This window comes from Parasediminibacterium sp. HNIBRBA5674 (assembly GCF_056745525.1).
Window position 1 is genome coordinate 59,148 of sequence record NZ_JBQWIE010000009.1, and the last position, 23,375, is coordinate 82,522.

18 protein-coding genes and 3 tRNA genes are annotated in these 23,375 nt (G+C 36.5%); 9 read left to right on the top strand and 12 right to left on the bottom strand.

All coding sequences use genetic code 11. The annotated features are described in order from the left end of the window. Positions 1–160: 160 nt before the first annotated feature. Positions 161–1,075, top strand: a complete 915-nt coding sequence (locus ACT9TX_RS06480; protein ID WP_481337437.1) for a methionyl-tRNA formyltransferase — start codon at positions 161–163, stop codon at positions 1,073–1,075. 194 nt (positions 1,076–1,269) lie between these two features. Here the strand turns inward: ACT9TX_RS06480 and ACT9TX_RS06485 are convergent, their stop codons facing one another. The 7 genes from ACT9TX_RS06485 to ACT9TX_RS06515 all read right to left on the bottom strand — a co-directional run bounded on the left by ACT9TX_RS06485 (position 1,270) and on the right by ACT9TX_RS06515 (position 10,332). Beyond that, the gene (locus ACT9TX_RS06485) at positions 1,270–1,764 is read right to left on the bottom strand and encodes a hypothetical protein (protein WP_481337438.1); all 495 of its coding nucleotides are present in this window, start codon (positions 1,762–1,764) and stop codon (positions 1,270–1,272) included. Positions 1,765–2,639: 875 nt separating this feature from the next. Next, entirely contained in the window at positions 2,640–3,293 is a 654-nt protein-coding gene (locus ACT9TX_RS06490) for an HAD family hydrolase (RefSeq protein WP_481337483.1), read from the bottom strand. Between the two features lie 145 nt (positions 3,294–3,438). Next, positions 3,439–5,142 carry a sodium:solute symporter family transporter gene (locus ACT9TX_RS06495; RefSeq protein ID WP_481337439.1) on the bottom strand — a complete coding sequence of 568 codons (1,704 nt, stop codon included), beginning with the start codon at positions 5,140–5,142 and terminating at the stop codon, positions 3,439–3,441. 138 nt (positions 5,143–5,280) lie between these two features. After that, positions 5,281–6,783 carry an L-arabinose isomerase gene (gene araA / locus ACT9TX_RS06500; protein ID WP_481337440.1) on the bottom strand — a complete coding sequence of 501 codons (1,503 nt, stop codon included), beginning with the start codon at positions 6,781–6,783 and terminating at the stop codon, positions 5,281–5,283. A 202-nt stretch (positions 6,784–6,985) separates the two neighbouring features. After that, positions 6,986–7,684, bottom strand: coding sequence for an L-ribulose-5-phosphate 4-epimerase (locus ACT9TX_RS06505; RefSeq protein WP_481337441.1), 699 nt, complete (start codon positions 7,682–7,684; stop codon positions 6,986–6,988). 125 nt (positions 7,685–7,809) lie between these two features. Continuing rightward, a complete protein-coding gene (locus ACT9TX_RS06510; RefSeq protein ID WP_481337442.1) occupies positions 7,810–9,477 on the bottom strand; it encodes a ribulokinase in 1,668 nt (555 codons plus the stop codon). Between the two features lie 150 nt (positions 9,478–9,627). Beyond that, positions 9,628–10,332: an NUDIX hydrolase gene (locus tag ACT9TX_RS06515; protein ID WP_481337443.1), complete on the bottom strand. Its 705-nt coding sequence runs from the start codon at positions 10,330–10,332 to the stop codon at positions 9,628–9,630. Positions 10,333–10,420: 88 nt separating this feature from the next. Here ACT9TX_RS06515 and truB point away from each other — a divergent pair, with 88 nt between their 5' ends. Together truB and ACT9TX_RS06525 are read left to right on the top strand one after the other, a co-directional pair. Beyond that, positions 10,421–11,128 carry a tRNA pseudouridine(55) synthase TruB gene (gene truB / locus ACT9TX_RS06520; protein WP_481337444.1) on the top strand — a complete coding sequence of 236 codons (708 nt, stop codon included), beginning with the start codon at positions 10,421–10,423 and terminating at the stop codon, positions 11,126–11,128. Positions 11,129–11,176: 48 nt separating this feature from the next. Next, positions 11,177–11,249 (top strand) — tRNA-Ala (locus tag ACT9TX_RS06525). Positions 11,250–11,364: 115 nt separating this feature from the next. On the opposite strand, the gene ACT9TX_RS06530 is transcribed toward ACT9TX_RS06525, so the two are convergent. After that, a tRNA-Lys gene (locus tag ACT9TX_RS06530) sits at positions 11,365–11,437 on the bottom strand. Positions 11,438–11,496: 59 nt separating this feature from the next. Then, positions 11,497–11,569, bottom strand: a tRNA-Lys gene (locus ACT9TX_RS06535). A 202-nt stretch (positions 11,570–11,771) separates the two neighbouring features. Between ACT9TX_RS06535 and ACT9TX_RS06540 the strand changes: the two genes are divergently transcribed. From ACT9TX_RS06540 to lpdA, 3 genes are all read left to right on the top strand, one after another. Further along, entirely contained in the window at positions 11,772–12,578 is an 807-nt protein-coding gene (locus ACT9TX_RS06540) for an SDR family oxidoreductase (protein WP_481337445.1), read from the top strand. A gap of 30 nt (positions 12,579–12,608) precedes the next feature. Next, positions 12,609–13,430 carry an SAM hydrolase/SAM-dependent halogenase family protein gene (locus ACT9TX_RS06545; protein ID WP_481337446.1) on the top strand — a complete coding sequence of 274 codons (822 nt, stop codon included), beginning with the start codon at positions 12,609–12,611 and terminating at the stop codon, positions 13,428–13,430. Between the two features lie 624 nt (positions 13,431–14,054). Further along, positions 14,055–15,464, top strand: coding sequence for a dihydrolipoyl dehydrogenase (lpdA, locus tag ACT9TX_RS06550; protein WP_481337447.1), 1,410 nt, complete (start codon positions 14,055–14,057; stop codon positions 15,462–15,464). A 153-nt stretch (positions 15,465–15,617) separates the two neighbouring features. On the opposite strand, the gene ACT9TX_RS06555 is transcribed toward lpdA, so the two are convergent. Beyond that, positions 15,618–19,034 (bottom strand): T9SS type A sorting domain-containing protein, encoded by a 3,417-nt coding sequence (locus ACT9TX_RS06555; RefSeq protein WP_481337448.1) that lies wholly within the window; start codon positions 19,032–19,034, stop codon positions 15,618–15,620. Positions 19,035–19,258: 224 nt separating this feature from the next. Further along, positions 19,259–19,675 carry a nucleoside-diphosphate kinase gene (locus ACT9TX_RS06560; protein WP_481337450.1) on the bottom strand — a complete coding sequence of 139 codons (417 nt, stop codon included), beginning with the start codon at positions 19,673–19,675 and terminating at the stop codon, positions 19,259–19,261. A gap of 120 nt (positions 19,676–19,795) precedes the next feature. Here ACT9TX_RS06560 and ACT9TX_RS06565 point away from each other — a divergent pair, with 120 nt between their 5' ends. The 3 genes from ACT9TX_RS06565 (at position 19,796) to ACT9TX_RS06575 (ending at position 22,857) form a co-directional block, all read left to right on the top strand. Then, complete coding sequence (locus tag ACT9TX_RS06565) at positions 19,796–20,803, top strand: DHH family phosphoesterase (protein ID WP_481337451.1); 1,008 nt, start codon at positions 19,796–19,798, stop codon at positions 20,801–20,803. A 96-nt stretch (positions 20,804–20,899) separates the two neighbouring features. Further along, a complete protein-coding gene (locus tag ACT9TX_RS06570; protein WP_481337452.1) occupies positions 20,900–21,820 on the top strand; it encodes an FKBP-type peptidyl-prolyl cis-trans isomerase in 921 nt (306 codons plus the stop codon). Between the two features lie 608 nt (positions 21,821–22,428). Further along, on the top strand, positions 22,429–22,857 hold the full coding sequence (locus tag ACT9TX_RS06575; RefSeq protein ID WP_481337453.1) for a DUF6526 family protein: 429 nt from the start codon (positions 22,429–22,431) through the stop codon (positions 22,855–22,857). Positions 22,858–22,903: 46 nt separating this feature from the next. Here ACT9TX_RS06575 and ACT9TX_RS06580 read toward each other — a convergent pair whose 3' ends face one another. Then, positions 22,904–23,317, bottom strand: a complete 414-nt coding sequence (locus tag ACT9TX_RS06580; protein WP_481337454.1) for an acyl-CoA thioesterase — start codon at positions 23,315–23,317, stop codon at positions 22,904–22,906. Positions 23,318–23,375: the final 58 nt, after the last annotated feature.

The window sequence follows — 23,375 nt, forward strand, 5'->3', positions numbered from 1 at the left end:
TAATAGTGAGTCATGAAGCTATTTAAACTACCTGTTTAACAATGCAGATTGCCTGCCGCGCACGCAATAGTGAGAAACTGTTTAGACAAAATTTTTTGTAATGAACTGCCTTACAGCCTTTGTAAATCAGTTTCTTTTACACACCTAGACTTAGCTATGTATGAAAATAGGCATTATAACTAATAGCGATGCTAGCCTGCCGTTACTGTCTTTTTTAATATCTCAGCAAGTTGTACCCATGGTGTATATTGGCAAAAGCCCCAATGCCAGTAGTCTAGCCCAAGTATCAAATTTTTGCCATTCCCACCAAATATCAGCTAACATAGAAATTGATATTACTAACCTGTACTATTGGCTACAGCAAATAAATGCTGATATTGTTTTTATATTAGGCTACAGTAATAAAGTAAACCTTAGCAATATTAAGCCCTTACCCTTGGGCATTTACAATATTCATTTTGGTAAATTGCCACAGTTTAGAGGGCCAGCACCATTGTTTTGGCAATTAAAAAGCGGTAGCCCCACGATTGGCATCACCATACACCACTTGACCAATAAACTAGATGCAGGTGCAATAGTTTGGCAAGCAGAAATACCCAACCAACCACACATAAATTATACCTATGCCCAGCAAATGCTCAGCAACCTTACTGTTACTGGGGTGCATGGCATACTCAGTAGCTTATTACAAGGCAAGCCGCTACATGCAGTTGAACAAAATGCCGCCGAGGCTAGCTACCAAGCATCACCTACTTTAGAAGATGTAAGCATTAATTGGCAAAGCATGACAGCTTTACAAATTTGCCATTTGATAAAAGCCTGCAACGCTTGGTATATTGGTGCGGCTACTAATTATAACCATTGGAATGTAAGGTTTTTAGATGCGTTTATAGAAAGTGTAAATATTATCCCGCAAACGCAAAGCGGTACTATCTTAAACATTGGTGAATATATGTCCATTGCCTGTAACAATGGCGAGATATTGCAAATAAATTATTTGAACGTAAATGGCGTGTATATTGCTGCCCGCTATGCTAATCAATTTGGTTTTGTAGTGGGGGAGATTTTTGGGTAATAATAAAATTTTTATTTCCAGATGCCTCAGAGGATTCCTACTTGTTTTGCTGGTGTAGTTTTGCCCACGAGCCTTAGGACTTGTAAATCCTTAGCTATTAGTAAGTGGTTGAATTTCTCGAAAAGCGAGGTTTATTTTTTATAAAGAAACAGCCCTTCTAAAAAAAAGAAAGGCTGCTTATAAATTTTTGTTGATTAAGCTGGTGTAGTGGTGTATGTTCCATCTACTGTAAGTGGTGCGTCTAAGCCAAGACCTTCTATGGGGCCACCAACTGTTGCTAGTAATACATCATTATTATCGTACAATTGTACCAAAATGCCGCCTTCTTCGTAAGCTAAAGCAGTAACTCTTGCATAGCCACTAGATGGCACTTGGTTTAACGGTACATACAAGGTAGATACAGCTACAGGGCAGTCACCAAATATGGCACTTAATGCCCAGTCGCTACCTGAAAAGGATAAGGTAGAACCATCTGTAAAAATAGAGGTAGTATCTACCCACTGGTAAACGGCAACACCTAATAAATCAATCGTACCAGCACCTACCAATACATCATCTTGGGTAGTGGTTAAAAATGCTTTATGCCCATCCACTATTTTTTGGATAGATTGCATGTACTTTTTTTTGTTCTTTTTAGCTTTTGCTAATGCAGTTTCCACTTGCTGTGGAGTTAAGGTTTGGGTAATCATTTTAAATGGATTTTGAATGAGTCTCAAAGTTAAATAAATACCCTGGTTTTTACAAAAATGTGAATAAGCAGGTATTTATTTTACGCTCACTAAACAGATTATTTATCATCATAAAACAGATTTTTTTGCCTTCGCAAATACTACTTTTTCAGCCATTTTTAACAATTAAATAATGTGATTAACGCAATAAAAGATAGGTTATTACAACAATCGTAGCTTTAAACGGTTGGTGGTGAGCATCCAAATGGTAATTAACTAGTCATTTATAATGCCATATTAGTCTATATTTTTAAAATCAGCAACCTTACAGTAATTAATTACGAGAGAAACTAGCTTTGTGATAATTTTTTAGCTGACTTTTTTTTACCACATTTTTGTGATATTTTTTTTGTGGTAAATAATTTGCCACATTTTTTTTACCACAGTTTTGTGGTAATTTTACTATTACAAGAGATTTTACCACAAAAAATGATTTGGCTTATAGTAAAACGGTGCAATCTCATCAGCAAGAAACTACTTCGGAAGATTCTGATAGGTAACGGCTGTAATAACAGCAAATAATGCCGAACTTGCTGTTTAGATATTTGTGTTGCAGCTTTGCCTGATGGCAAAACTAAAATGAGAGTATTTGTACAAAGAAAAAAAATAAATTTGCGTAAATCTTTATTAACTAAACTTTTACGAGAAACAGGCCTACGTGCTTTGCTAGACAAGAGCGTACACACTGGCTTGTATTGATTTACAGGCGGGCAGATGTGTTATTAGCCGCTGGAGCGGCCCCCCTAAAGTCGCTTTGTAAGTACTCTTTCGAACTTCTTGAGAATTTAAACAAAACCCACCAGCAACGGTGAGTTTTGTAATTTTAAGTATTTGCATTACGCTAAATCTTCTACTCGTAGTTGTGTGTAGTCTTTTACAAAGCAAATTATATTGGTGTATTGGCTAAATTCTTCTGCTTCGTGCATAGTAGTAAGTACTACACATTGCATACCTGCGTTCTGAGCAGCTTCTACACCTTTTGGGGCGTCTTCAAATACAATACAATTTTCAGGAGCTACCCCCATTAAGCTTGCGGCTTTAGTGAATGTTTCAGGATGTGGTTTACTTATTGCAACATCATCTGCACTTACAATGGCTTTAAAATATTTGCGTAACCGCAAATTGTCAAGCACGAAATTAATATTAAAAGGAATAGCTGCTGAACCAATGGACATAAGTATTTCTGCATTATAAGCAGCTTCAAGAAAAGATTGTAAGCCTTCAATTAATGCCAATTTTGGTAAGTAAGTTGCTTGGTAACGTTTTTCTTTTTCGATGCTCCAGAAATCCATTTCTTCTTTGGTAAATTTTCCTTTACCAAAAACCCGTTCAAGTAACTCACTATTTTTCCCATACATTTCTCTACTTACTTCTTCAAACGTAAGTGTTGCGCCTAAATCGTCTGTTAAAATATTGTACCAGCCTTTTGCATGATAAGCCATATCGTCTATCATAGTGCCGTTCATATCGAAAATAAATGCCTTGTTGATTGTTGCCATTGCTTGCTTGTTTGTGTTTGATTACCGCGAAACTAGGCGGCTTTTATAATATTTATTAAAAAGAGGTCTACTACATAAAAAAGCTACTTTGGCAAATTGACCAAAGTAGCTTTTTGTTAGAATTTATTAAACGCGATTACCAAAATTTAATGTAAAGTGCGCTTAATAAGATTAGCGTAATGATAATTAATACCAATGTATTGTTACTAATTTTAAACATTGCTTTATCAATCTCAAATGCTTTTGGATTAACCTTAGGCCCAGCCATACTTATTGCAACCATGGTAACTACTGTAAAGAAGAAAGACCAACCCATGTTTATTAAGAATGGAATCTCATAAACACCATCTTTGTTTAAATAAGCAGTGTATAAGAAATTCTCTTTTCCTAGTAGGTTTACAGCATAACTATTAAAGAATATTGCTAATACAAAACCTAAAATTAAACCCACTAGTGCAGCAGATGCAGTGGTGCGTTTCCAGAAAAAACCTAAAATAAACATTGCAAATACACCAGGGCTAATAAAGCCTGTATATTTTTGGATAAATGTGAAACCACCTTCACCACCAATACCTAAAATATCTTTCCATGTAAATAGAATAGCTATTATCATTGACACAATAATGGTTAAACGACCTGTCCAAACCATTTTCTTTTCGTCAGCCTCTTTATTTAAGTACTTTTTGTAAATATCTAAAGTGAAGATTGTAGAGATACTGTTTGCTTTACCAGCTAATGATGCTACTATTGCTGCGGTAAGGGCTGCGATGGCTAAGCCTTTTAAGCCAGCTGGTAAAAAGGCTAGGATAGCTGAATATGCACCATCTTTACTACCAGAGAAATTCTCTAACTGACCATTACTGTGTAACACATAAGCAGCAATACCTGGTAACATAACGATAATAGGCATAAACAATTTAATAAAACCAGCGAAAAGGATGCCTTTTCGTGCAGTTTCTAGCTTAGCACCTAAAGCACGTTGTGTGATGTATTGGTTACAGCCCCAATAGTTTAAATTAACAATCCATTGACCCGCGAAATACATAGCAATACCAGGCAATACTAAGAATTTGTCTCTAGCAAGTTGACCAGCAGCACTCATATCAGTATTATTAGGTTTAGGTAACATCATTTTAAAATGATCTGGGGCTTGGCTCATTAGTGTATTAAAACCTGCAATGGCACTACCTGAAGCAACATGGTTAATACGTTGATCTACAATTAGTAACGCCATGTATACGGTAGCAAAACCACCAATAATTAGTACTGCAACTTGAATAACATCGGTAAAACCAATAACTTTCATACCACCAAGACTAATAAGTAATGCCATAACCATCAATACAATCATTACAACATGCAAGTAGCCACCACCTAATAAACCATCAATTGCAAACGCACCTAAATAAAGAATAGATGTGAAGTTTACAAAAATGTATAGGAATAGCCAAAACACTGCCATAATTAACGCTACTGAATCATTATACCTCGTTTTTAAAAACTGAGGCATTGTATAAATCTTATTCTTAAGGTAAATTGGAATAAACCATACAGCAATAATAATTAGGGCAATTGCAGCAATCCATTCGTAAGCCGCAACAGCTGTGCCTACAAAAAAACCTTCACCACTCATGCCAATGAACTGTTCTGCTGAAATATTTGAAGCAATTAAAGATGCACCAATTGCCCACCATGTTAATGAACCTTCTGCAAGAAAGTAGTCATGCGATGCAGATCCACTAGATTCTTGTTTACGTTTGTATACCCAATATCCATAACCTGTAACAATTATAAAATAGAAGATAAACACAAAATAGTCAAGGCTTTGTAATGTTTTCATTTTGGCTAAAGTTGAGGTTAGTTTTAAATTCTGAAGCTAATTTTTGAGCGATAAATGTATGAGATTATCTTTCAAAAATGCAAATGATTGCCTAATTAATTGCGATTCTTCACAAGTTGACTATTTCTAAATTGTTATCTAGCTTTTATTTAATTGATAATACACCTCATTCCATCTCAACTCATTACGAATACTTTGTGTGGTAGACGTAGCATTGATGTTAATGAATTCAATACCAGCAATATCTGCAAAGTCTTGCAAATGTTCGGCTGTAAGGTTTTGGCTATAGCCTGTATGGTGTGCACCACCTGCATAAATCCAGCTAGCGCAAGCTTGTTTCATGTCAGGTAAAGGCTGCCATAATACTCTAGCCACAGGCAATTTAGGTAATGCTTCTTCAGCTTCTACAGCAACTACCTCATTAATTAATAGTCTAAAACGGTTGCCCATATCTATTAATGAAGCATTTAAAGCTGCACCACCAGCTACATTAAATACCAAACGCACAGGATCGGCTTTACCACCTATACCTAGCGGATGAATTTCACAATTAGGTTTATCCTTAGCAATAGAACTACAAATTTCAAGCATATGAGAACCTAAAACCTTTGAATTATTTGGCTGAAAATGGTAGGTATAATCTTCCATAAAACTATTACCACCTGGTAAACCTTGGCCCATAACTTTCATTGCTCTTACCAAAGCTGCGGTTTTCCAATCACCTTCACCAGCAAAGCCATAGCCTTTGGCCATTAATCTTTGTACTGGCAAACCTGGCAATTGAGCCATACCATGCAAATCCTCAAACGTATCTGTAAAGCCTTTATAGTTACCATCTTCTAAAAACTTAGTCATACCAGCCTCTATACGAGCCGTTTCTATTAATGATACACGTTGTGCACCACCTTCTAATAATGCAGGAACAAGATTGTATTCAGCTTCGTATTCTTTTACATAAGCAGCAATTGTAGCGTCATCTATTGAGTTGATTACTGCTACTAAATCACCAATACCGTGTGTATTTACTGAGAAACCAAATTTCATTTCAGCCTCAACTTTGTCGCCATCAGTTACAGCTACATAGCGCATATTGTCGCCAAAGCGCACAAATCTTGCGCCTTGCATATCGTGCCAAGCACCTGCTGCACGCATCCAAGCGTTAATGCGATCAAGCACTTCGGTATCTTGCCAATGGCCAACAACCACTTTGCGGTTAATGCGCATACGGCTCATCATAAAACCAAATTCTCTATCACCATGTGCAGATTGATTTAGATTCATAAAATCCATATCAATGCTAGACCAAGGAATATCTCTATTGAATTGTGTGTGCAAATGCAACATTGGTTTTTGCAAAGCCTTCAAGCCATTAATCCACATTTTTGCAGGCGAAAAAGTGTGCATCCACGAAATAATACCTGCACAATTAGCCGTAGAATTGGCATCTCTACATACCGCATAAATTTCTTCAGGTGACTTTACAGTAGGCTTGTAAACGATTTTAATAGGCAATGCATTGGTTTCGTTAATGCCAGTTACAATTTGTTGAGAATGTTCTGCAACTTTTTTCAAAGTTTCTTCGCCATATAAGTCTTGGCTACCAGTAACAAACCAAATTTCTAAATTTTGAAAGGTATTCATTAGTGTTATTTTTATAATTTGTTTATCGTCTTTAGTTTTTCAATCTAGCATCGTTGCAAGTTTATATTGAGCTTGCGAAATACCCACTTGTACGAGTTGATACTTTATTAAGCTTTGTCTGAACTTGGATTTGTTAGATTTCATGATTGTCTTGATGAATCACTCTAATCAAATTGATCCTACTAAATCAAGGTTCAGACTACTACTGCCCATAATAACTATCAGGCCCATGCTTGCGTTCAAAATGCTTTTTAATCAATGCATCTTTCAATCTTGGTGCGGCAGGATTTATTTGTTCTGTCAGTAATGCCATCTTAGCCACTTGTTCTAAAACTGCACTATTATGTACCGCTTTATCTGCATTTTTACCCCAAGTAAATGGCGCATGATTACCAACCAACACCATTTCTACTTCTTTATAATCCAAACCCTTTTCTTTAAAGCAGTTCATTATCTGAAAGCCTGTCTCATACTCATAATTACCTTTAATCATCTCATCGCTCATTGGCGCAGCACAAGGAATATTTACTGTATTGTAATCAGCATGTGTGGTGCCAAAAATCGGTATATCTCTTTGGCTTTGCGCCCAAGCAGTTGCATAGGTAGAATGTGTGTGTACAATACCACCAATTTCTTCCCAATGCTTGTACAAAACAGCATGGGTTAAAGTATCAGATGATGGACGCAATTTTCCTTCAATGGTTTTGCCATCAAAGTCAACAATTACCATATCTGCAGGGCTTAATTTCTCATAAGCAACACCACTTGGTTTAATAGCAAAAACGCCTAGGTTTCTATCAGCAGCACTAACATTACCAAACGTAAATAATACCAAATCCAATTTTGGCAACTGCATGTTGGCTTCGTAAGCCTCTTGTTGTATGTGTTCGTATTTGTTCATTTGTCTGAACGGGGATTTTATAAGATTGTAAAGATTTGTGAGATTATCTGTAAATGCTTTTTGTAGAAGTTTTGGCAAATGAAATTCTAATCATTTTAATCCCAATCATCCTACAAAATCATGGTTTAGACAAATGCCTCTGACGCTTTTCCTAGTGCTGTATATTTCTCATATCGTTTTTCATATAAAGCTGTTTTTGCAGGATTTGGCTCGTAGTAAGCATCAAACCCTTGACCCATAGCTGCCATAGCATCTTCAACTTTATTATAAATGCCAGCAACAGTGGCTGCAAACATCGCAGCACCTGCAGCACAGGTTTGTTCGCTTTTATGAATACGAATTGGCATTTTCATTACATCACTCATCATTTGCATAATAAATGGTGATTTTTTAGCCACACCACCTAAACCAATTAAGCCCTTTACAGGTACACCTTCTTCTGCAATTCTGTCTACAATTTTCTTCGCACCAAAACATGTTGCTTCTACCAATGCTCTAAAAATATAAGGTGCATCGCTACCAAGATGTAAGCCAGTAATTGTTGCTTTTAAAGATTGATTCGCATCAGGTGTACGTCTACCATTTAACCAATCAACAGCTAGCAAATCATTTTCTGTCCAATCAAGTTTTTCTGCTTCTTTGGTTAATGTGGGAATGATATTATCAAGTGCTTCATTAATTAATTGCTCTTTAGTAGCGTCATCAATTAGTGTACTATTTGCCAAAATATTTTTTAAAGGCCAAGCCAATGTATTGCGCCACCAAGCGTAAGTATCACCAAAGGCAGATTGACCAGCTTCTAGACCAATCATGCCTGGAATAATAGAGCCATCAACTTGGCCACAAATACCTTTTACCAATTTATCCTGCATATCTGCAACAGGTGCTACCAACATATCGCAGGTAGAAGTACCCATAACTTTACTTAAATAGTACGGTTCAATTTGCCCACCAACTGCACCCATGTGACAGTCAAATGCACCAATGCCAATGGTTACATCACTTGGCAATCCAAGTCTGCTTGCCCATTCTGTGCTAATTGTACCTGCTGCTTGGTCAGATGTATAAGTTTTATTAAAAAGTCTACTCGTAAAGCCATCTAACAATGGATCTAATGATGCAAAAAAATCATTAGGTGGTAAGCCGCCAAAACTATCATTCCATAATGCTTTATGGCCTGCTGCACAAACACCAATTCTTATATCTTTCACATCGCTACCACCGGTTAATAAAAAAGGTATCCAATCGCAATGTTCAACCCAAGAGTAGCAAGCTTTACGTACGTTTTCATCAATACGTAAGGTTCTTAATAGTTTAGCCCAAAACCATTCGCTGCTGTAAATACCACCTACAAATTGTAAGTAATTAGTATCAAATTTTATAGCATGTTCGTTTATTTCTGCGGCTTCGCCAATGCTTGTATGGTCTTTCCAAAGTACGAACATAGCATGTGGATTTTCAGCAAATTCTGGCATTAAGGCCAACGGCGTACCAGCTTCATTTACTGCAATAGGTGTAGAACCTGTTGTATCAACTGATATGGCTCTCACATTGGCTGTAACATTGCTACCAGCTTTTGCTATACAATCTTTAATAGTAGATTCAAGCCCCTCAATGTAATCTAATGGGTGCTGGCGAAACTGTTGTGTAGCTGCGTTGCAATACAAACCTTTTTTCCATCTTGGATAATAAAATGTGGAAGAAGCAAGTTCTAAACCGTTAGCTGCATTTACTATAATTGACCGTACACTATCTGTACCGTAGTCAACACCAATTACATAGTTGTCTTTCATGTCTTGTCTATTTTTCAATGGCAAGTGAAACTCGCATTTACCGTTGCAAACCTCAAATAATTTATCAATAGGTGTCAAATTAACACTTAAAAAGTGTGTTAAAAAAATTTAAGTTTCTGAAAACTTAAACTTTTTATGGTTATTAACACCTTATTTCAATTTATGTGAATTAGGTATGATATTCAAAAAAGCTTGAAAATTTGCTTTGTAACTACGTTTGTTTAATTTATAATAGAAAGCCCCTTTTTTTGAAGAAGCCTTTTCTTTTTCCTTCTGCTTTATTATAAGTCCTGTTGATAATACTTTTCTGCTAAAATTACGTTTATCAAATTCTGTATCATACACACCTTCGTAAAGGCTTTGTAATTGTGGCAGCGTAAATTTTTCTGGCAGTAATTCAAATAGGATAGGATGCAGGGCTGCTTTATACTGTAACTTTTCCCTCGCCATTTTAATCATTTGCAGATGATCAAATATCAAAGCTGGTACTTGCTTAACAGGTACCCATTCTGCATGATAGTCCTCACTTATTTGCTTCTCATATTTATGAATGTCAATTAGTGCGAAATAAGCAATTGAGATTGTACGTTCAAGCGGGTCTCTATCAATTGCCCCGAAAGCATACAACTGTTCAAGATATACGCCATCAAGGCCTGTTAGTTGTTTTAGCACCCTTTCTGCCGCAGCATCAAAGCTTTCAGTAGCTTGTACAAAGCCACCCATCAAGCTCCAATTGCCTTTTTCTGGCTCGAATGCCCGTTTAATTAATAGCAGTTTTAGCTCAGTACCATCAAAACCAAAGATGATACAATCAACAGCCGTTAAAATACGTGTTTGTTTAGAGTATTTGTTCATTGGGTTAAAGCCGATATGTAACAAATATATTGTTAGCATTTTGCTTTGCCACAAAAAATAAACACATGCTGTTACTTACATTTGCCAAATGCTACCAATTCAAGAATACAGTGAGGGTAAAGTGCTATTGTTTGATAAGCCTTTAACATGGACAAGTTTTAATGTTGTAAGCAAAGTACGTTATCTAACTAAGGTAAAAAAAGTAGGGCATGCTGGCACATTGGATCCATTAGCAACTGGGCTATTAATTGTGTGTACAGGCAAGTTTACTAAGAAGATTAACGAGTATATGGGTATGCCTAAAGAATACACTGGCACTATTACGTTAGGCAGCACTACACCAAGTTTTGATTTAGAAACTGAACCTGAAAATTTCAAAGAAACAAGCCATCTTACCAAAGAACAAATTATTGCTGCAACTGAGCAGTTTAAAGGCAATATTTTACAATATCCACCACAACATTCTGCTATAAAAAAAGATGGCAAACGCCTATATGAATCTGCAAGACAAGGTATTGTGGTAGAAGTAGAACCGAGACCTGTTACCATTCATGAATTTGACATTGTAAATATCGAATTACCTGTCGTTCATTTTAGAGTGCGCTGTTCTACGGGTACTTATATTAGAAGCTTGGCAAATGACTTTGGCGCAGGATTAGGTGTAGGCGGCTATATGAGCAGCTTATGCAGAACTAAAATTGGCAATTTTGATGTAAAAGATGCCTTACAAGTAGCCGACTTTGAAACAGAATTGAGAGCACTAAGAGCTAAATTGATGGAACAAGAAGAACAGTAATTTCTTTTGGTATTGTAGTTAGCGAAACTTTACATTTGCAATCTTTCAGGGGTGTTAGCTCAGTTGGTAGAGCGCTTGCATGGCATGCAAGAGGTCAGCGGTTCGACCCCGCTACGCTCCACAAATCACATCTATTTCTGGGTGTGATTTTTTTTGCCATCAATCTTGAAATCGTAATAAAAAGTAAAAGATACGGACACAAAAAAACCTCACAGTTGTGAAGCTTTTTTGTTTTGTGATCCCGTTGGGACTCGAACCCAAGACCCCATCATTAAAAGTGATGTGCTCTACCAACTGAGCTACGAAATCTTAATGAAAAAGCCGTAAATAGTGGGTTTACGGCTTTTTAAAGCGTTTGTATTTTAGTGTGATTCCGTTGGGATTCGAACCCAAGACCCCATCATTAAAAGTGATGTGCTCTACCAGCTGAGCTACGAAATCTTACCCTTTTTCTAAGGATTTTTATTCCTTTTTCATTTTGGGAGTGCAAAAATAGGGGTTTTGATTATTGCACCAAATAATTTAGAAAAAAATAGAAAATATTTTTGCTTGAATTACTTTTTGCAAAGACGTAAACTAAATTTTAAAAGAACTGATTATTAAAACGTAGTAAGCTTATTTTTGTTCAGAATTTTTAAAAATTATGTCTGTGTTTCAAAATAAGGTAGTAGTAATTACAGGTGGTAGCGATGGTATAGGTAAGGCTTTAGTAGATGCTTTTTTATTGCTAGGTGCTAAGGTAGCAACCTGTGGCAGAAATTATGATAAATTGTATCAATTGCAAAAAGCACATCCGGGTAAGCCATTAGTGATACATTCTGCAGATGTAAGTAAAGAACAAGAGTGTACATTATTTATAGAAAAGGTAATTAAAAACTTTTCTACCATTGATATTTTAATAAATAATGCAGGTGTATCTATGCGTGCCCTTTTACAAGATGTTGAGTTAGAGGCATTACGTAAAGTGATGGATATCAATTTTTGGGGTACTGTTTATTGTACCAAATTTGCGTTGCCTTACATCACTGCTAATAAAGGTACTATTGTAGGCGTATCGTCTATTGCAGGTTATAGAGGCTTACCTGGTAGAAGCGGTTACAGTGCTAGTAAGTTTGCTGTAAATGGCTGGCTTGAGGCAGTAAGAACAGAATTGCTTGACAGTGGTGTAAATGTAATGTGGGTGTGCCCAGGATTTACAGCTTCTAATATTAGAGTGGCGGCATTAAACAGTAAAGGTGAGTCGCATGGTGAAACTTCTATGGACGAAGGTAAGATGATGACAAGTGAAGAATGTGCACAACACATAATTACTGCAATAGAAAAAAGAAAGCGTACCTTAGTATTAACAGCTACTGGTAAGCGTACAGTATTTATGAATAAATTTTTTCCATCGCTTGCAGATATATTGACTCGCAACTACTTTTATAAAAATGGTGAATTGGTAAAATAATAACTACCTGTTTTACGTTACCGATAACTAATGCCAATTGTTACTTTAACAACAGATATAGGCCAGCAAGACTTTGTAGTTGGCGCCATTAAAGGTCAGTTACTATCGCAGTATGCTGGTTTTAATGTTGTTGATATCACGCATTATTTACCCAAAGATAATTACCCGCAAGCTGCCTATATCTGTGCCAATGCTTTTAAACATTTTCCAGATAACACCTGCCATATCGTGGTACTTGACTTTTTTGAAAATGCTTTACAATATTTATTGGTAGCCAAGCACAATAACCAATACATCATTTGCCCCGATAATGGCATTATTACTATGATTACAGGTAATAAACCAGAAGAAATTGTAGCCATTCCTGTAAGTGGTTATCATAGTTTGTTATCTGTAACTGCCATTGTTGCAAAAGCTATTGCCGCTTTATTACACACCAATAATTTATCAGAAGTAGGCTATCCTGTACAGCAGTTAATTGAAAAATATCCTTTACGTGCTACCATAGGGCCAGATTGGATGGAAGGCCAAATTTTATTTATAGACAATTTTGAAAACGTTGTGATTAATATTACCAAACAAGAGTTTGAAGAACAACGACGTGATAGAAACTTTAAGATTGTATTTAAGCGCAATGAAGTAATTGATAAGATTAGCAATAACTATTCAAGCGTTGTTGAAGGCGAAAAATTGGCTTGGTTTAATTCTGCTGGCTATTTAGAAATTGCTATCAATAGTGGTAATCTGGCTGGTTTGTTTGGCTTGCAAGGTTTTAACCAAAAAATGCAACAGCAAGGTGCTGCAGTACAAAACAAATGGTTTTACCAAACGGTAAGAATCTTTTTTGAGTAAGTTGTTACAGCAATAAAGTAAAAGCTGTTGGATAAGATGTGCTTACAGATACTTGCTCACTCATAAATTAGAATACAAGAGTCGAGTTTTGAAATTTGATAAAGTATGATAAATAAATCCCTAGTTAGGCGTTAAAATTTTCCTAGCTAGGAAAAAAAATTAGCACACTAGGAAATTGAGATTTCCTAGCTTGGAAAATAAATTTTCAAGGCAGGAAATTTTTTAGGCCTTTTATACTGCTTGTTGCAATTCCTGAATTTGCTGTGGTTACAACTTTCTTAGCCTGCTGCACTATTGCGTAAGGGATGGCAGTGGCTACCCCGCTGAAGGCTTTGCAGCCAAGCTATTGTGGCGGAGTAATAACGGACAGCCCGACCGCCTTAGCGGTTACGCCATCATTATTCTTACGCTTAAAGCACCATACAGAAGCAACTAGTTTTTTACGCTATTGTTTGCGTAACATTTTTTCTGTAATTCTTTATCTTATAATTACAACAGTGCTTTGCTGTTTGCTTTTTAGCAACTAAATTCGCAATCTGTAAAATAAAACGGGAAAGTTATAAAGCTCATGCTGGTTAAAACCAACGATGTATTTACAACCACCCATTCAATAAATTAAAAATTATGGCATACGATGTAATTGTTTTAGGTAGTGGTCCTGGTGGTTATCCTGCCGCTATCCGTGCTTCTCAGTTGGGCTTAAAAGTGGCTATTATTGAGAAAGAAAGTTTAGGTGGTGTGTGTTTAAACTGGGGTTGTATCCCTACCAAAGCATTGTTGAAAAGTGCTAATGTGTACGATTATTTAAAACATGCTAGCGACTATGGTATTACAGCTACAGGCGTAGAAAAAGACTTTGGTGGTGTGGTAAAACGTAGCCGTGGTGTTGCAGATAAAATGAGCAAAGGTGTTCAGTTTTTGATGCGTAAAAACAAAATTGATGTGGTAATGGGCTATGGTAAAATTAAAGCCAAAGGCCAAGTAGAAGTTACCGCTGCTGATGGTAGCAAACAAGTAGTAGAAGGTAAATACATTATTATAGCTACAGGTGGTAGAGGTAGAGTGTTACCAAACTTACCTGTTGATGGTAAAAAAATTATTGGTTATAGAGAAGCCATGGTATTACCAGAACAACCGAAAAGTTTAATCATTGTAGGTAGTGGTGCTATAGGCTGTGAGTTTGGTTATTTCTACAATAGCATGGGTACAAAAGTGACTATTGTTGAGTTTTTACCAAAAATTGTTCCAGTAGAAGATGATGACATTAGCAAAGAATTAGAGAAAGCCTTTAAAAAACAAGGCATTACTGTAATGACTAACGCTTCTGTTGAAAGTGTAGACACTGCTGGTGAAGGTGTTAAAGCTAAAGTAAAACAACAAGATGGTAGCTATATAACACTTGAAGCTGACTTAGTATTAAGCGCTGTAGGTGTGGTTGCAAATATTGAAAATATTGGCCTTGAAGAACTTGGTATTAAAACAGAGAAAGGTAAAATAGTAGTAGATAAGTACGGTCAAACAAATGTTGCTGGTATTTACGCTATTGGCGATGCTACACCTGGCCAAGCTTTGGCGCACGTAGCAAGTAAAGAAGCTATTAACGCTGCTGAAGCAATTGCTTACAACGAAAAGAAATTTGCACACTTACCAGAAGCAATGGATTATAATAATATCCCTGGTTGTACATATTGCACACCAGAAATTGCTAGTGTAGGTATGACTGAGAAAGCTGCTAAAGAAGCAGGTTACGAATTAAAAGTTGGTAAGTTTCCTTTTATGGCTAGTGGTAAAGCTAGTGCTGCTGGCGCAACTGATGGTTTTGTAAAAGTAATTTACGATGCTAAATACGGCGAGTTATTAGGTGTTCACATGATTGGTATGAATGTGACTGACATGATTGCAGAAGCAGTTGTTGCACGTAAACTTGAAACTACAGCACACGAAATTTTAGGTGCTGTGCACCCTCACCCAACTATGAGCGAAGCTTTTAAAGAAGCTACTGCTATGGCTTACGGTGAAGCGATTGATATTTAGTGTAACCGCTCGCTGATAAGATTGATGATACAGATATAACATGAAAACATAAAAAGGCTGTCTCAAAAGGGCAGCCTTTTTAAATTATGTATAAGAAGCAAAAAGCGAAGTCATTACTTGACTTCGCTTTTTTATGAATCTTAGTGAGACTGATTAATTGAATTTCAGTATTTTTTTAGTCACTTGAGTATCGTTAAATATGATGGTTACATTGTAGTTGCCAGCAGCTAATTGATTAATATCCAAACGTTGCAATTGATTACCTTTAGTCAATTGTAAACTATTAGATTGCAATGTTCTACCGTAAATATCTGTAACAATAAGTGATGCCTTTTGCTCTGTTTTTGAGTTTATACTTAAGGTTAGTTGATTACCTACAGGATTTGGATATACTGTAAAATAGTTAATAGCAGCTTGGTTAATATTTACTGATACTACATTGCTATAGCTTGATTTGCCGTCTATATCTATTTGTTGTAAGCGATAGTAATTAATACCATCAAACGGTGTGGCATCAATAATAGAATAATTGTGCTGTATACTTGTATTTACGGCACCTTTTACCGAATCGATAGCAGTAAAGTTTACACCATCAATAGATTTTTCAACTACAAATAATTGATTGTTTATTTCATTAGCAGTAACCCAGTTTACCAACACCGTTTTGTTATTATTAACTGTGGCTTTAAAGTTTAATAATGTTACAGGTAATACTGCATTGTATGTGTACCAAATAGGTGCTGTGATTACTTTATTGCCAGCAATAGTTATTTCAGCAAAGTAGTAATTGGTAGTGCTGTTAAGCATGTTGTAATCGGTAAAGTTATAAGTATTGGCAGTTACAGAATCTAAGGCAATTGCAATGATATTACTACCTGGTCTACCATACATGATTTTAATAGTAGGTACTGCCGTAGGATTAGTAGGATCGCTTGCCCAAACACTAATAGAAGGGTAACTGCTACCGCTCAAAATACTGCCCATTTGCTGGTTATTAAGCGTAAAATTTACTTTGGTGTCGCAGTCTTCTGTAGCATAAAAGCGCCTATTTTTCATTGCCTTTAAAAACTCTGTTTGGCTAAGTGATGGTGCTACAAAAACCGTTCTTGTGTTTGATGTTCTGCCAAAAGTAGTATAGTGGTTATCATGATCCATTAATGGACCTACATGATAGCCTTTTGCCAATAATGTTTTAAAGTATTCGTAATAATCGCCTGATGATGTCGAAGGATCGTTGTAAGTAGTGCTGGTAGAAAAAGCTGGCCCACTAGATATTGCTGCGCCTGCTATTGCACTATCTGCTGTGGTACTAAAGGCTGTTGTACTTGTAGTAAGGTTGTTATAGTCGCCATAATTTGGGTGTGCTAGTGTAGCAAAAGCATTGCCACCAATAGCGTTAATCGTTCTAAACAAACCTATAGAACTGGTATAATCGCTTTTAGGCACAAAAATGTTATAGTTATTTATTTCCCAACCAATCAACTGGTTAGTACCGTAAATTAATACGTGGCCACCATTGCTTATAACACCGTATTCCATGCCATATAAGGCTAAGAAATTACTACTAGTAGCAGCTGTTGCTTGGTCAATACCGGGCTGCCAATTGGCAATGTTCATACCTGCGTCAGAATGGTTGTGTTCTGAAATACCAAGATAATCCATACACATAGAATTTTTGGCGTAAGCATAAGCTGCAGCAGGATTGGTACTACTATTATCCTTACCGCCATCAGAGTAAATAGTATGTGCATGTAGATTGCCAAAATAATAGTTAAAGGCAGCCACAGCCGTAGTTGCTGCATTACCTGATAATGGGTTAGTTGTTAAATATTTAGGCCCATTGGTGCAAATACTATTTTTTGCAAACACATAAAAATAGTAGGTGGTAGATGCATTTAAATTGTTAGCATAAAAAGCTGTGGCAGATGAATTACTAATTACAGTTGCATTGCCAAGCGTTACACCTACAGCATAATTCACGCCATCTAGAGGCGTTGCTGTAAGTGAACTAGCAGTACTCATAAGCACTAAATATTGGTCTGTGTTAGTTGCTGTGGCAAAGCTACCATTAATAAAAGTGTTGCTTGCGGTAAGGTTTAATGCTGTTGGCTGTGTTGTAGGTGTGGCACAAGTTGTAAGCGCAGTGGTACTAGCTGTACCTGTTAATGGATTGGTAGTATTGTAATTAGGACCATTATTACAGTTTTTAGAACTTAGGCCATAAACGAAAAAGTAGTACTGTGTACCACTTGCTAGGCCAAGTGCATTAAACGAACTATCGGCACTACGTACAACAACAATACCGCCACCCAATGCATCACCAGGGTTGTAGACTGTTTTGTTTACAGGCTGTGCTGAAAGCGTAGCAGCTGTACTTCTTACCACTAAATACTCATCGCTTATAACACTGGTTTTAAAGTTGGCTTTTATAGTAGTAGTGTTGGTACTAGTAAATGTTAATGTAGTAGGCTGAGAAATAGGCGCTACACAAGTACTACCACCTGCAAGGGTAGTGGCTGTGCCAACCAATGGATTACCAGTTGCATATTTAGGGCCACCGCTACAATTACTATTCATGGCATAAACAAAAAAGTTGTAGCTAGTTGATGGTGCTAAACCAGTAACGGTAAATGATGACCCATGTGTAAATGCTACCACACTACCATCACCCAAATTATCGCCTAAGGCATACGTAATGCCATTTACTGGGCCAGCACTTAATGCAGTATTGCTACTTGCTATCACTATATAATTATCTGCTACTGGATTAGCCGCAGTAAAAATGCCTTGTATAGAATAGTTTGTAACAGTGCCTACTGAAAAATTGGTAGGCTGAGCAGTAGGTGTAGCGCAGCTAACATTAGCTGGTGTTGCTGTTACGCTTATATTGTCTATATTAATTCTCGGTCTAGAGCCAGAAGAACCACCTGTACCATTGTGGTAGTAAAAGCGAATTTGTGCGGTAGCACTATTGGTAAAATTACTAGGCAATGTAACACTAGCAATGGTGCCAGATGTAGGTACACCATTAACAAAGTTCAAAACATTGGCTGCTGAAAGTTCGGTAAAATTTATACCATCAATACTTGTATAGATTCTCAAAGATCCCGTACGATTTCCTGTACCGTTGTTTAAGCTAGCCCAGTCGAAGCTAATTGTACCAGCGGTTACGCCTGTAAAATCTAAAAACAAATCCATTGCAACAGCGGCTGTATCATCTTTTGTACCAGTAGCTAGTAAAATCATACTACTCGTACTTTTATGAATACCCGTACTACTGATAGCTGTACCAGAACCAAATGGTATTTGAAAAGAAATAGTCTGCCCAGTAATTTTTGTAGCATTTGGTACTGTGCCTGTGCCACTTCTCACGTTGCCACGCCAAGCATCGGCACCTAAGCCATAGGTAAATGTGCCATCAATGGTGTTGGTATTAAAAATCCAATTGCCTATGTCTGAGAAGTTTTCTGTGTAGGTAAAGTTTTTTTGCGCAGCCATGTTTACAGGTATTTGCGCATGCAAAAGATTAGCCACTAGCAATGTGATTGCTACTAAAAAGGATTGTTTCATAAATCTATTATCGAATTGGGGGTAAAATACAAGCTAAGATATGGCTAATTGTGTGTTATCCAGATGATATTTAGGTTAAAAGGTATTGCAAAAAAAGAGGGGCTGGTGGAAAACCACCGCCCCGTTTTTCAACCCTAAACCCTTAAAAAACAATTAAAAGTATGGGAATATTTTATTTGTAGAAAAAATATTACACGAAATATTAAAATTCTTGTACGAACGGTTTAGAAACGCTCTAATTTGCTGAAGAAGAAATCGCCTTCAATTGCAGCATTTTCATCGCTATCACTACCATGAACTGCATTTTCACCAATAGACGATGCGAAGTTCTTTCTGATAGTACCTTCAGCTGCTTGTGCAGGATTGGTAGCACCAATTAAAGTTCTAAAATCAGCTACTGCATTGTCTTTTTCTAAAATAGCAGCTACTATTGGGCCACTGCTCATAAATTGTACTAACTCGCCAAAGAATGGACGTTCTCTGTGAATATCGTAGAATAAACCAGCTTGTTCTTCACTTAATTTTATCCATTTCATAGCTTTTACGCTAAAACCAGCTTTAATAATCTGGTCTAAAATTGCACCTGTGTAGCCTTTACTTGTTGCATCAGGCTTAATCATTGTGAAAGTTCTATTGCTCATTGTATAGTGTTTTTCGGCAGCAAAAGTAATAGAATATTGTGCCTATCCAAGAAAATACTGTTATCATTTAAAAATCAATTTGAGTGTATGAACTGAATACCGCAATTTTGCCGCCACCTTATGGAAGCAATAGCGCATTTTTTCCCACAGATTGTTACGCCTAAAAACATTGTGATTACCTGTCATCAAAAGCCAGATGGTGATGCAATGGGTAGTACACTTGGCTTATACCATTTTTTAGTTCAATTTGGTCATGATGTTACGGTAATATCGCCTACTAACTGGGCCGATTTTTTAAACTGGATGCCAGGCGTAGATACGGTTTTAGATTATGAAGCTGGCAAACACAAAGCACAAGCGGTATTAGATAAAGCCGATATTATTTTTTGCTTAGACTTTAATGTATTATATCGAACCAAACACTTAGAACAACCAATTATCGCTTCAAAAGCCATTAAAGTATTAATCGATCATCACCAAGAACCACAAGAGTCACAGTTTGACTTTGGTATAAGTGATACCTCTAAAAGTAGTACCTGCGAAATGGTGTACGATTTTATCATGCAATCTGGCCATCAAGACAAAATAAATAATGATGTAGCTACTTGCTTGTACACTGGTGTAATGACAGATACGGGTTCTTTCCGTTTTCCATCTACCAAGGCTTCAGTACATAGAATGGTGGCTCATTTTAAAGACTTGGGCTTAGAACACAATCCTATTCACAATAACATTTACGATAATTTTCTTGAAAATAGATTACGCTTTACTGGTCACGCCTTATTAAATAGGCTAGAGGTGTTGTATGAATACAATACTGCATTGATGTACATTACAAAGCAAGACTTGCTTAGGTTTCACATTAAAACAGGCGATTCTGAAGGTTTAGTAAGTTATTTGTTAACCATTCAAGGGATAAAACTTGGTGCCATTTGCATAGATAGAGATGAAGAGCGCAAATGGAGTTTTAGAAGTAAAGGTGAATTTGATGTAAACACATTTGCTAGAAAACACTTTGAAGGAGGTGGACATTTTAACGCCGCAGGTGGAAGAAGTAGTGACTCACTAGAACAAACAGTTAAAAAGTTTAAGGAAGTAATAACTGAATACGAAGACAACTTACGATAAAATGCTACATAAACACACTGTTAAATACTCGATTAATTAGCCTTAATTCGCAGTTTAGATTTTTAAAACAAAAACAACAAATACAAACACTCACACATGAAACAACTAACATCGCTTTTAGCCATTGCCATTTTATTGGTAAGCTGTAACCAGTACAATAAAACAAAATCTGGCTTGCCTTATAAAATTGCCAAAAGCGGCAAAACAGACAAATTAAAACAAGGTCAAATTGCTAAGTTTAACTTTGAATTCACCGTTAAAGTAGGTGGCAAAGACAGTATTTTAAATACTTCATATGGTGGTGTACCAGTTTATATGCCATACGATACAGCGCAAGTAAATTCAAGAAAATACGACTTAATGGAAGTACTTCCGCTAATGAATGTAGGTGATAAAGTAGAATTTCAATTAAGTGTAGATACTTTGAAAAGAATGGGCTTAATACCAGAATTTAAAGCACCTTTCTTAAAAGGTTCAGTAATTAAAGGTAAAGCTGAATTATTAGCTGCATTTAACGATGATAAAGCTGCAACTGCTGATAGAACACAAGAGGTAGAAAAGCAAAAAGCTGGTGAAATAAAAGCGCTAGAAGCTTACATTGCTAAAAAAGGTATTAAAGCTGAAAAAAGTGCAGAAGGTGTATTTGCACAAATTACTACAGTTGGTGATTTAACCAATAAAGTAGATACAGGTAAGCAAGTATTGGTAATGTACAAAGGCTATACAGAAGATGGTAAAGAATTTGACAGCAATATTGGTAAGCCAGGTGCCCAACCTTTACAAGTAAACATTGGGGCGCATATGGTAATTCCTGGTATGGAAATAGGTTTGAAATTTTTTGGTAAAGGTGGTAAAGGTACAATCCTTATTCCTTCAAGCTTAGCTTATGGTCCACAAGCACAAGGCCCTATTAAAGCTAATAGCAACTTAATTTTTGACATTGAAGTAGTAGATGTAAAAGTTGCTCCGGCACCTCAAGCACAACCAGCAATGCCACAGGGTATGCCTCAGCACTAATTGTAGCGTCAATAAATAACATAAAACGTCCGATGGTTTAGATAGCCATCGGACATTTTTTATGCATACAACTGTAAGTTTTTGTCTAACTAATTGTTTATATAGTCATCAACCGTAAGTTTTGCTTTATCTAAATGATTAGATAGTCATAAAATATCTTTTTGGTACATCATAATCGTTTAGATAGTCATAAAATATCTTTTTGGTACATCATAATCGTTTAGATAGTCATAAAATATCTTTTTGGTGCATCATAATTGTTTAGATAGTCACAAAATATCTTTTTGGTGATGCATAATCTTTTAGATAGTCACAAAATATCTTTTTGGTAATATCTAAACAGTTAAATAGTTATAGCTAGATTGGTGGATGCGTAAAAACTTATTTGATAGTCACCGCTAAATTAGCTTGTTCATAAAAACTATTTAGATAGTCATCGCTAAATTGGTGGGTGCATAAAAACCGTTTAGATAGTCATCGCAAATTTGGCGAAGACATAAAAAACGTCTAGACAGTCATTGCCAAATTGGCGAAGACATAAAAATTACCATTATTACTCCCTCACGTGTAATTACAGCTATCTTGCCGCAAATTTTAACACATTCATCATGACACCGCAAAACTTCAAAAATCACTCACGTTTATTACTTGGCTGGCATGGCATCACTGCCTTTTTGTTGCTGGTTTTATTAATTGGTTCTATTATAAATCTTTGCTACGCTAGTTGGGCAACACATTTTACCGCTGCATTAGTTGTATTGGTAGCTATTATTTTGGTTTTTATCTTTTGGTTTACAAGAGTATTTGCATTGAAGGCGCAAGACAGAGCAATACGGGCAGAAGAAAATCTGCGCCATTTGGCGTTAACAGGTAAATTGTTAGATAGTCGTTTGCGTATTGGTCAAATCATCGCTTTACGCTTTGCGTCAGATGCAGAATTTGTAGTACTAGCCAATAAAGCTGTAGAAGAAAATTTATCTGCAAAAGCTATTAAAGAAGCTATTGTAGATTGGAAAGCTGATTATAATCGTGTGTAGTAGATTAATACAAAAAATTGAAGCCCTTGCATTTGTAAGGGCTTTTTTATTCCTCAAAATATGGTACTACTGCATCGTGCCATTCTTTTGGCATGGTCGCTTTTTCTCTTGTTACTGCATCTATAAAGTACAACACTACTTTGCCAATGGTCAGTAATTTTTCATGTTGATTGTACACTTCTTGGTGAAATTCTATTCTGTGTTCTTTGGGCAATTCTTTTAACATGGTTTTAATCGTCAGTAAATCATCGTAGTGCGCTGGGCGTAAAAACTTACAAGTCAGTTCTACTATTGGCATTATGATGCCCATTGCTTCTAAATCTTTATAGGTAAAACCCAAGCTGCGTATGGCTTCTGCACGGCCTACTTCAAAATACTGGGCATAATTGCCATGATATACCACATTCATTTGGTCGGTTTCTGCGTATCTAACGCGTATCTGCGTGTTGCTTTCGTACATGCTGCTTATTTTCTGTTGGTAAAGTTATTGGCATTTGCTGTTTATACACAAAATGCTG

Bases quoted from the DNA above. Each gene is read 5' to 3' on its own strand.
- ACT9TX_RS06480 (WP_481337437.1), top strand. From the start codon at position 161: ATGAAAATAGGCATTATAACTAATAGCGATGCTAGCCTGCCGTTACTG.
- ACT9TX_RS06485 (WP_481337438.1), bottom strand. From the start codon at position 1,764: ATGATTACCCAAACCTTAACTCCACAGCAAGTGGAAACTGCATTAGCA.
- ACT9TX_RS06495 (WP_481337439.1), bottom strand. From the start codon at position 5,142: ATGAAAACATTACAAAGCCTTGACTATTTTGTGTTTATCTTCTATTTT.
- araA (WP_481337440.1), bottom strand. From the start codon at position 6,783: ATGAATACCTTTCAAAATTTAGAAATTTGGTTTGTTACTGGTAGCCAA.
- ACT9TX_RS06505 (WP_481337441.1), bottom strand. From the start codon at position 7,684: ATGAACAAATACGAACACATACAACAAGAGGCTTACGAAGCCAACATG.
- ACT9TX_RS06510 (WP_481337442.1), bottom strand. From the start codon at position 9,477: ATGAAAGACAACTATGTAATTGGTGTTGACTACGGTACAGATAGTGTA.
- ACT9TX_RS06515 (WP_481337443.1), bottom strand. From the start codon at position 10,332: ATGAACAAATACTCTAAACAAACACGTATTTTAACGGCTGTTGATTGT.
- truB (WP_481337444.1), top strand. From the start codon at position 10,421: ATGCTACCAATTCAAGAATACAGTGAGGGTAAAGTGCTATTGTTTGAT.
- ACT9TX_RS06540 (WP_481337445.1), top strand. From the start codon at position 11,772: ATGTCTGTGTTTCAAAATAAGGTAGTAGTAATTACAGGTGGTAGCGAT.
- ACT9TX_RS06545 (WP_481337446.1), top strand. From the start codon at position 12,609: ATGCCAATTGTTACTTTAACAACAGATATAGGCCAGCAAGACTTTGTA.
- lpdA (WP_481337447.1), top strand. From the start codon at position 14,055: ATGGCATACGATGTAATTGTTTTAGGTAGTGGTCCTGGTGGTTATCCT.
- ACT9TX_RS06555 (WP_481337448.1), bottom strand. From the start codon at position 19,034: ATGAAACAATCCTTTTTAGTAGCAATCACATTGCTAGTGGCTAATCTT.
- ACT9TX_RS06560 (WP_481337450.1), bottom strand. From the start codon at position 19,675: ATGAGCAATAGAACTTTCACAATGATTAAGCCTGATGCAACAAGTAAA.
- ACT9TX_RS06565 (WP_481337451.1), top strand. From the start codon at position 19,796: ATGGAAGCAATAGCGCATTTTTTCCCACAGATTGTTACGCCTAAAAAC.
- ACT9TX_RS06570 (WP_481337452.1), top strand. From the start codon at position 20,900: ATGAAACAACTAACATCGCTTTTAGCCATTGCCATTTTATTGGTAAGC.
- ACT9TX_RS06575 (WP_481337453.1), top strand. From the start codon at position 22,429: ATGACACCGCAAAACTTCAAAAATCACTCACGTTTATTACTTGGCTGG.
- ACT9TX_RS06580 (WP_481337454.1), bottom strand. From the start codon at position 23,317: ATGTACGAAAGCAACACGCAGATACGCGTTAGATACGCAGAAACCGAC.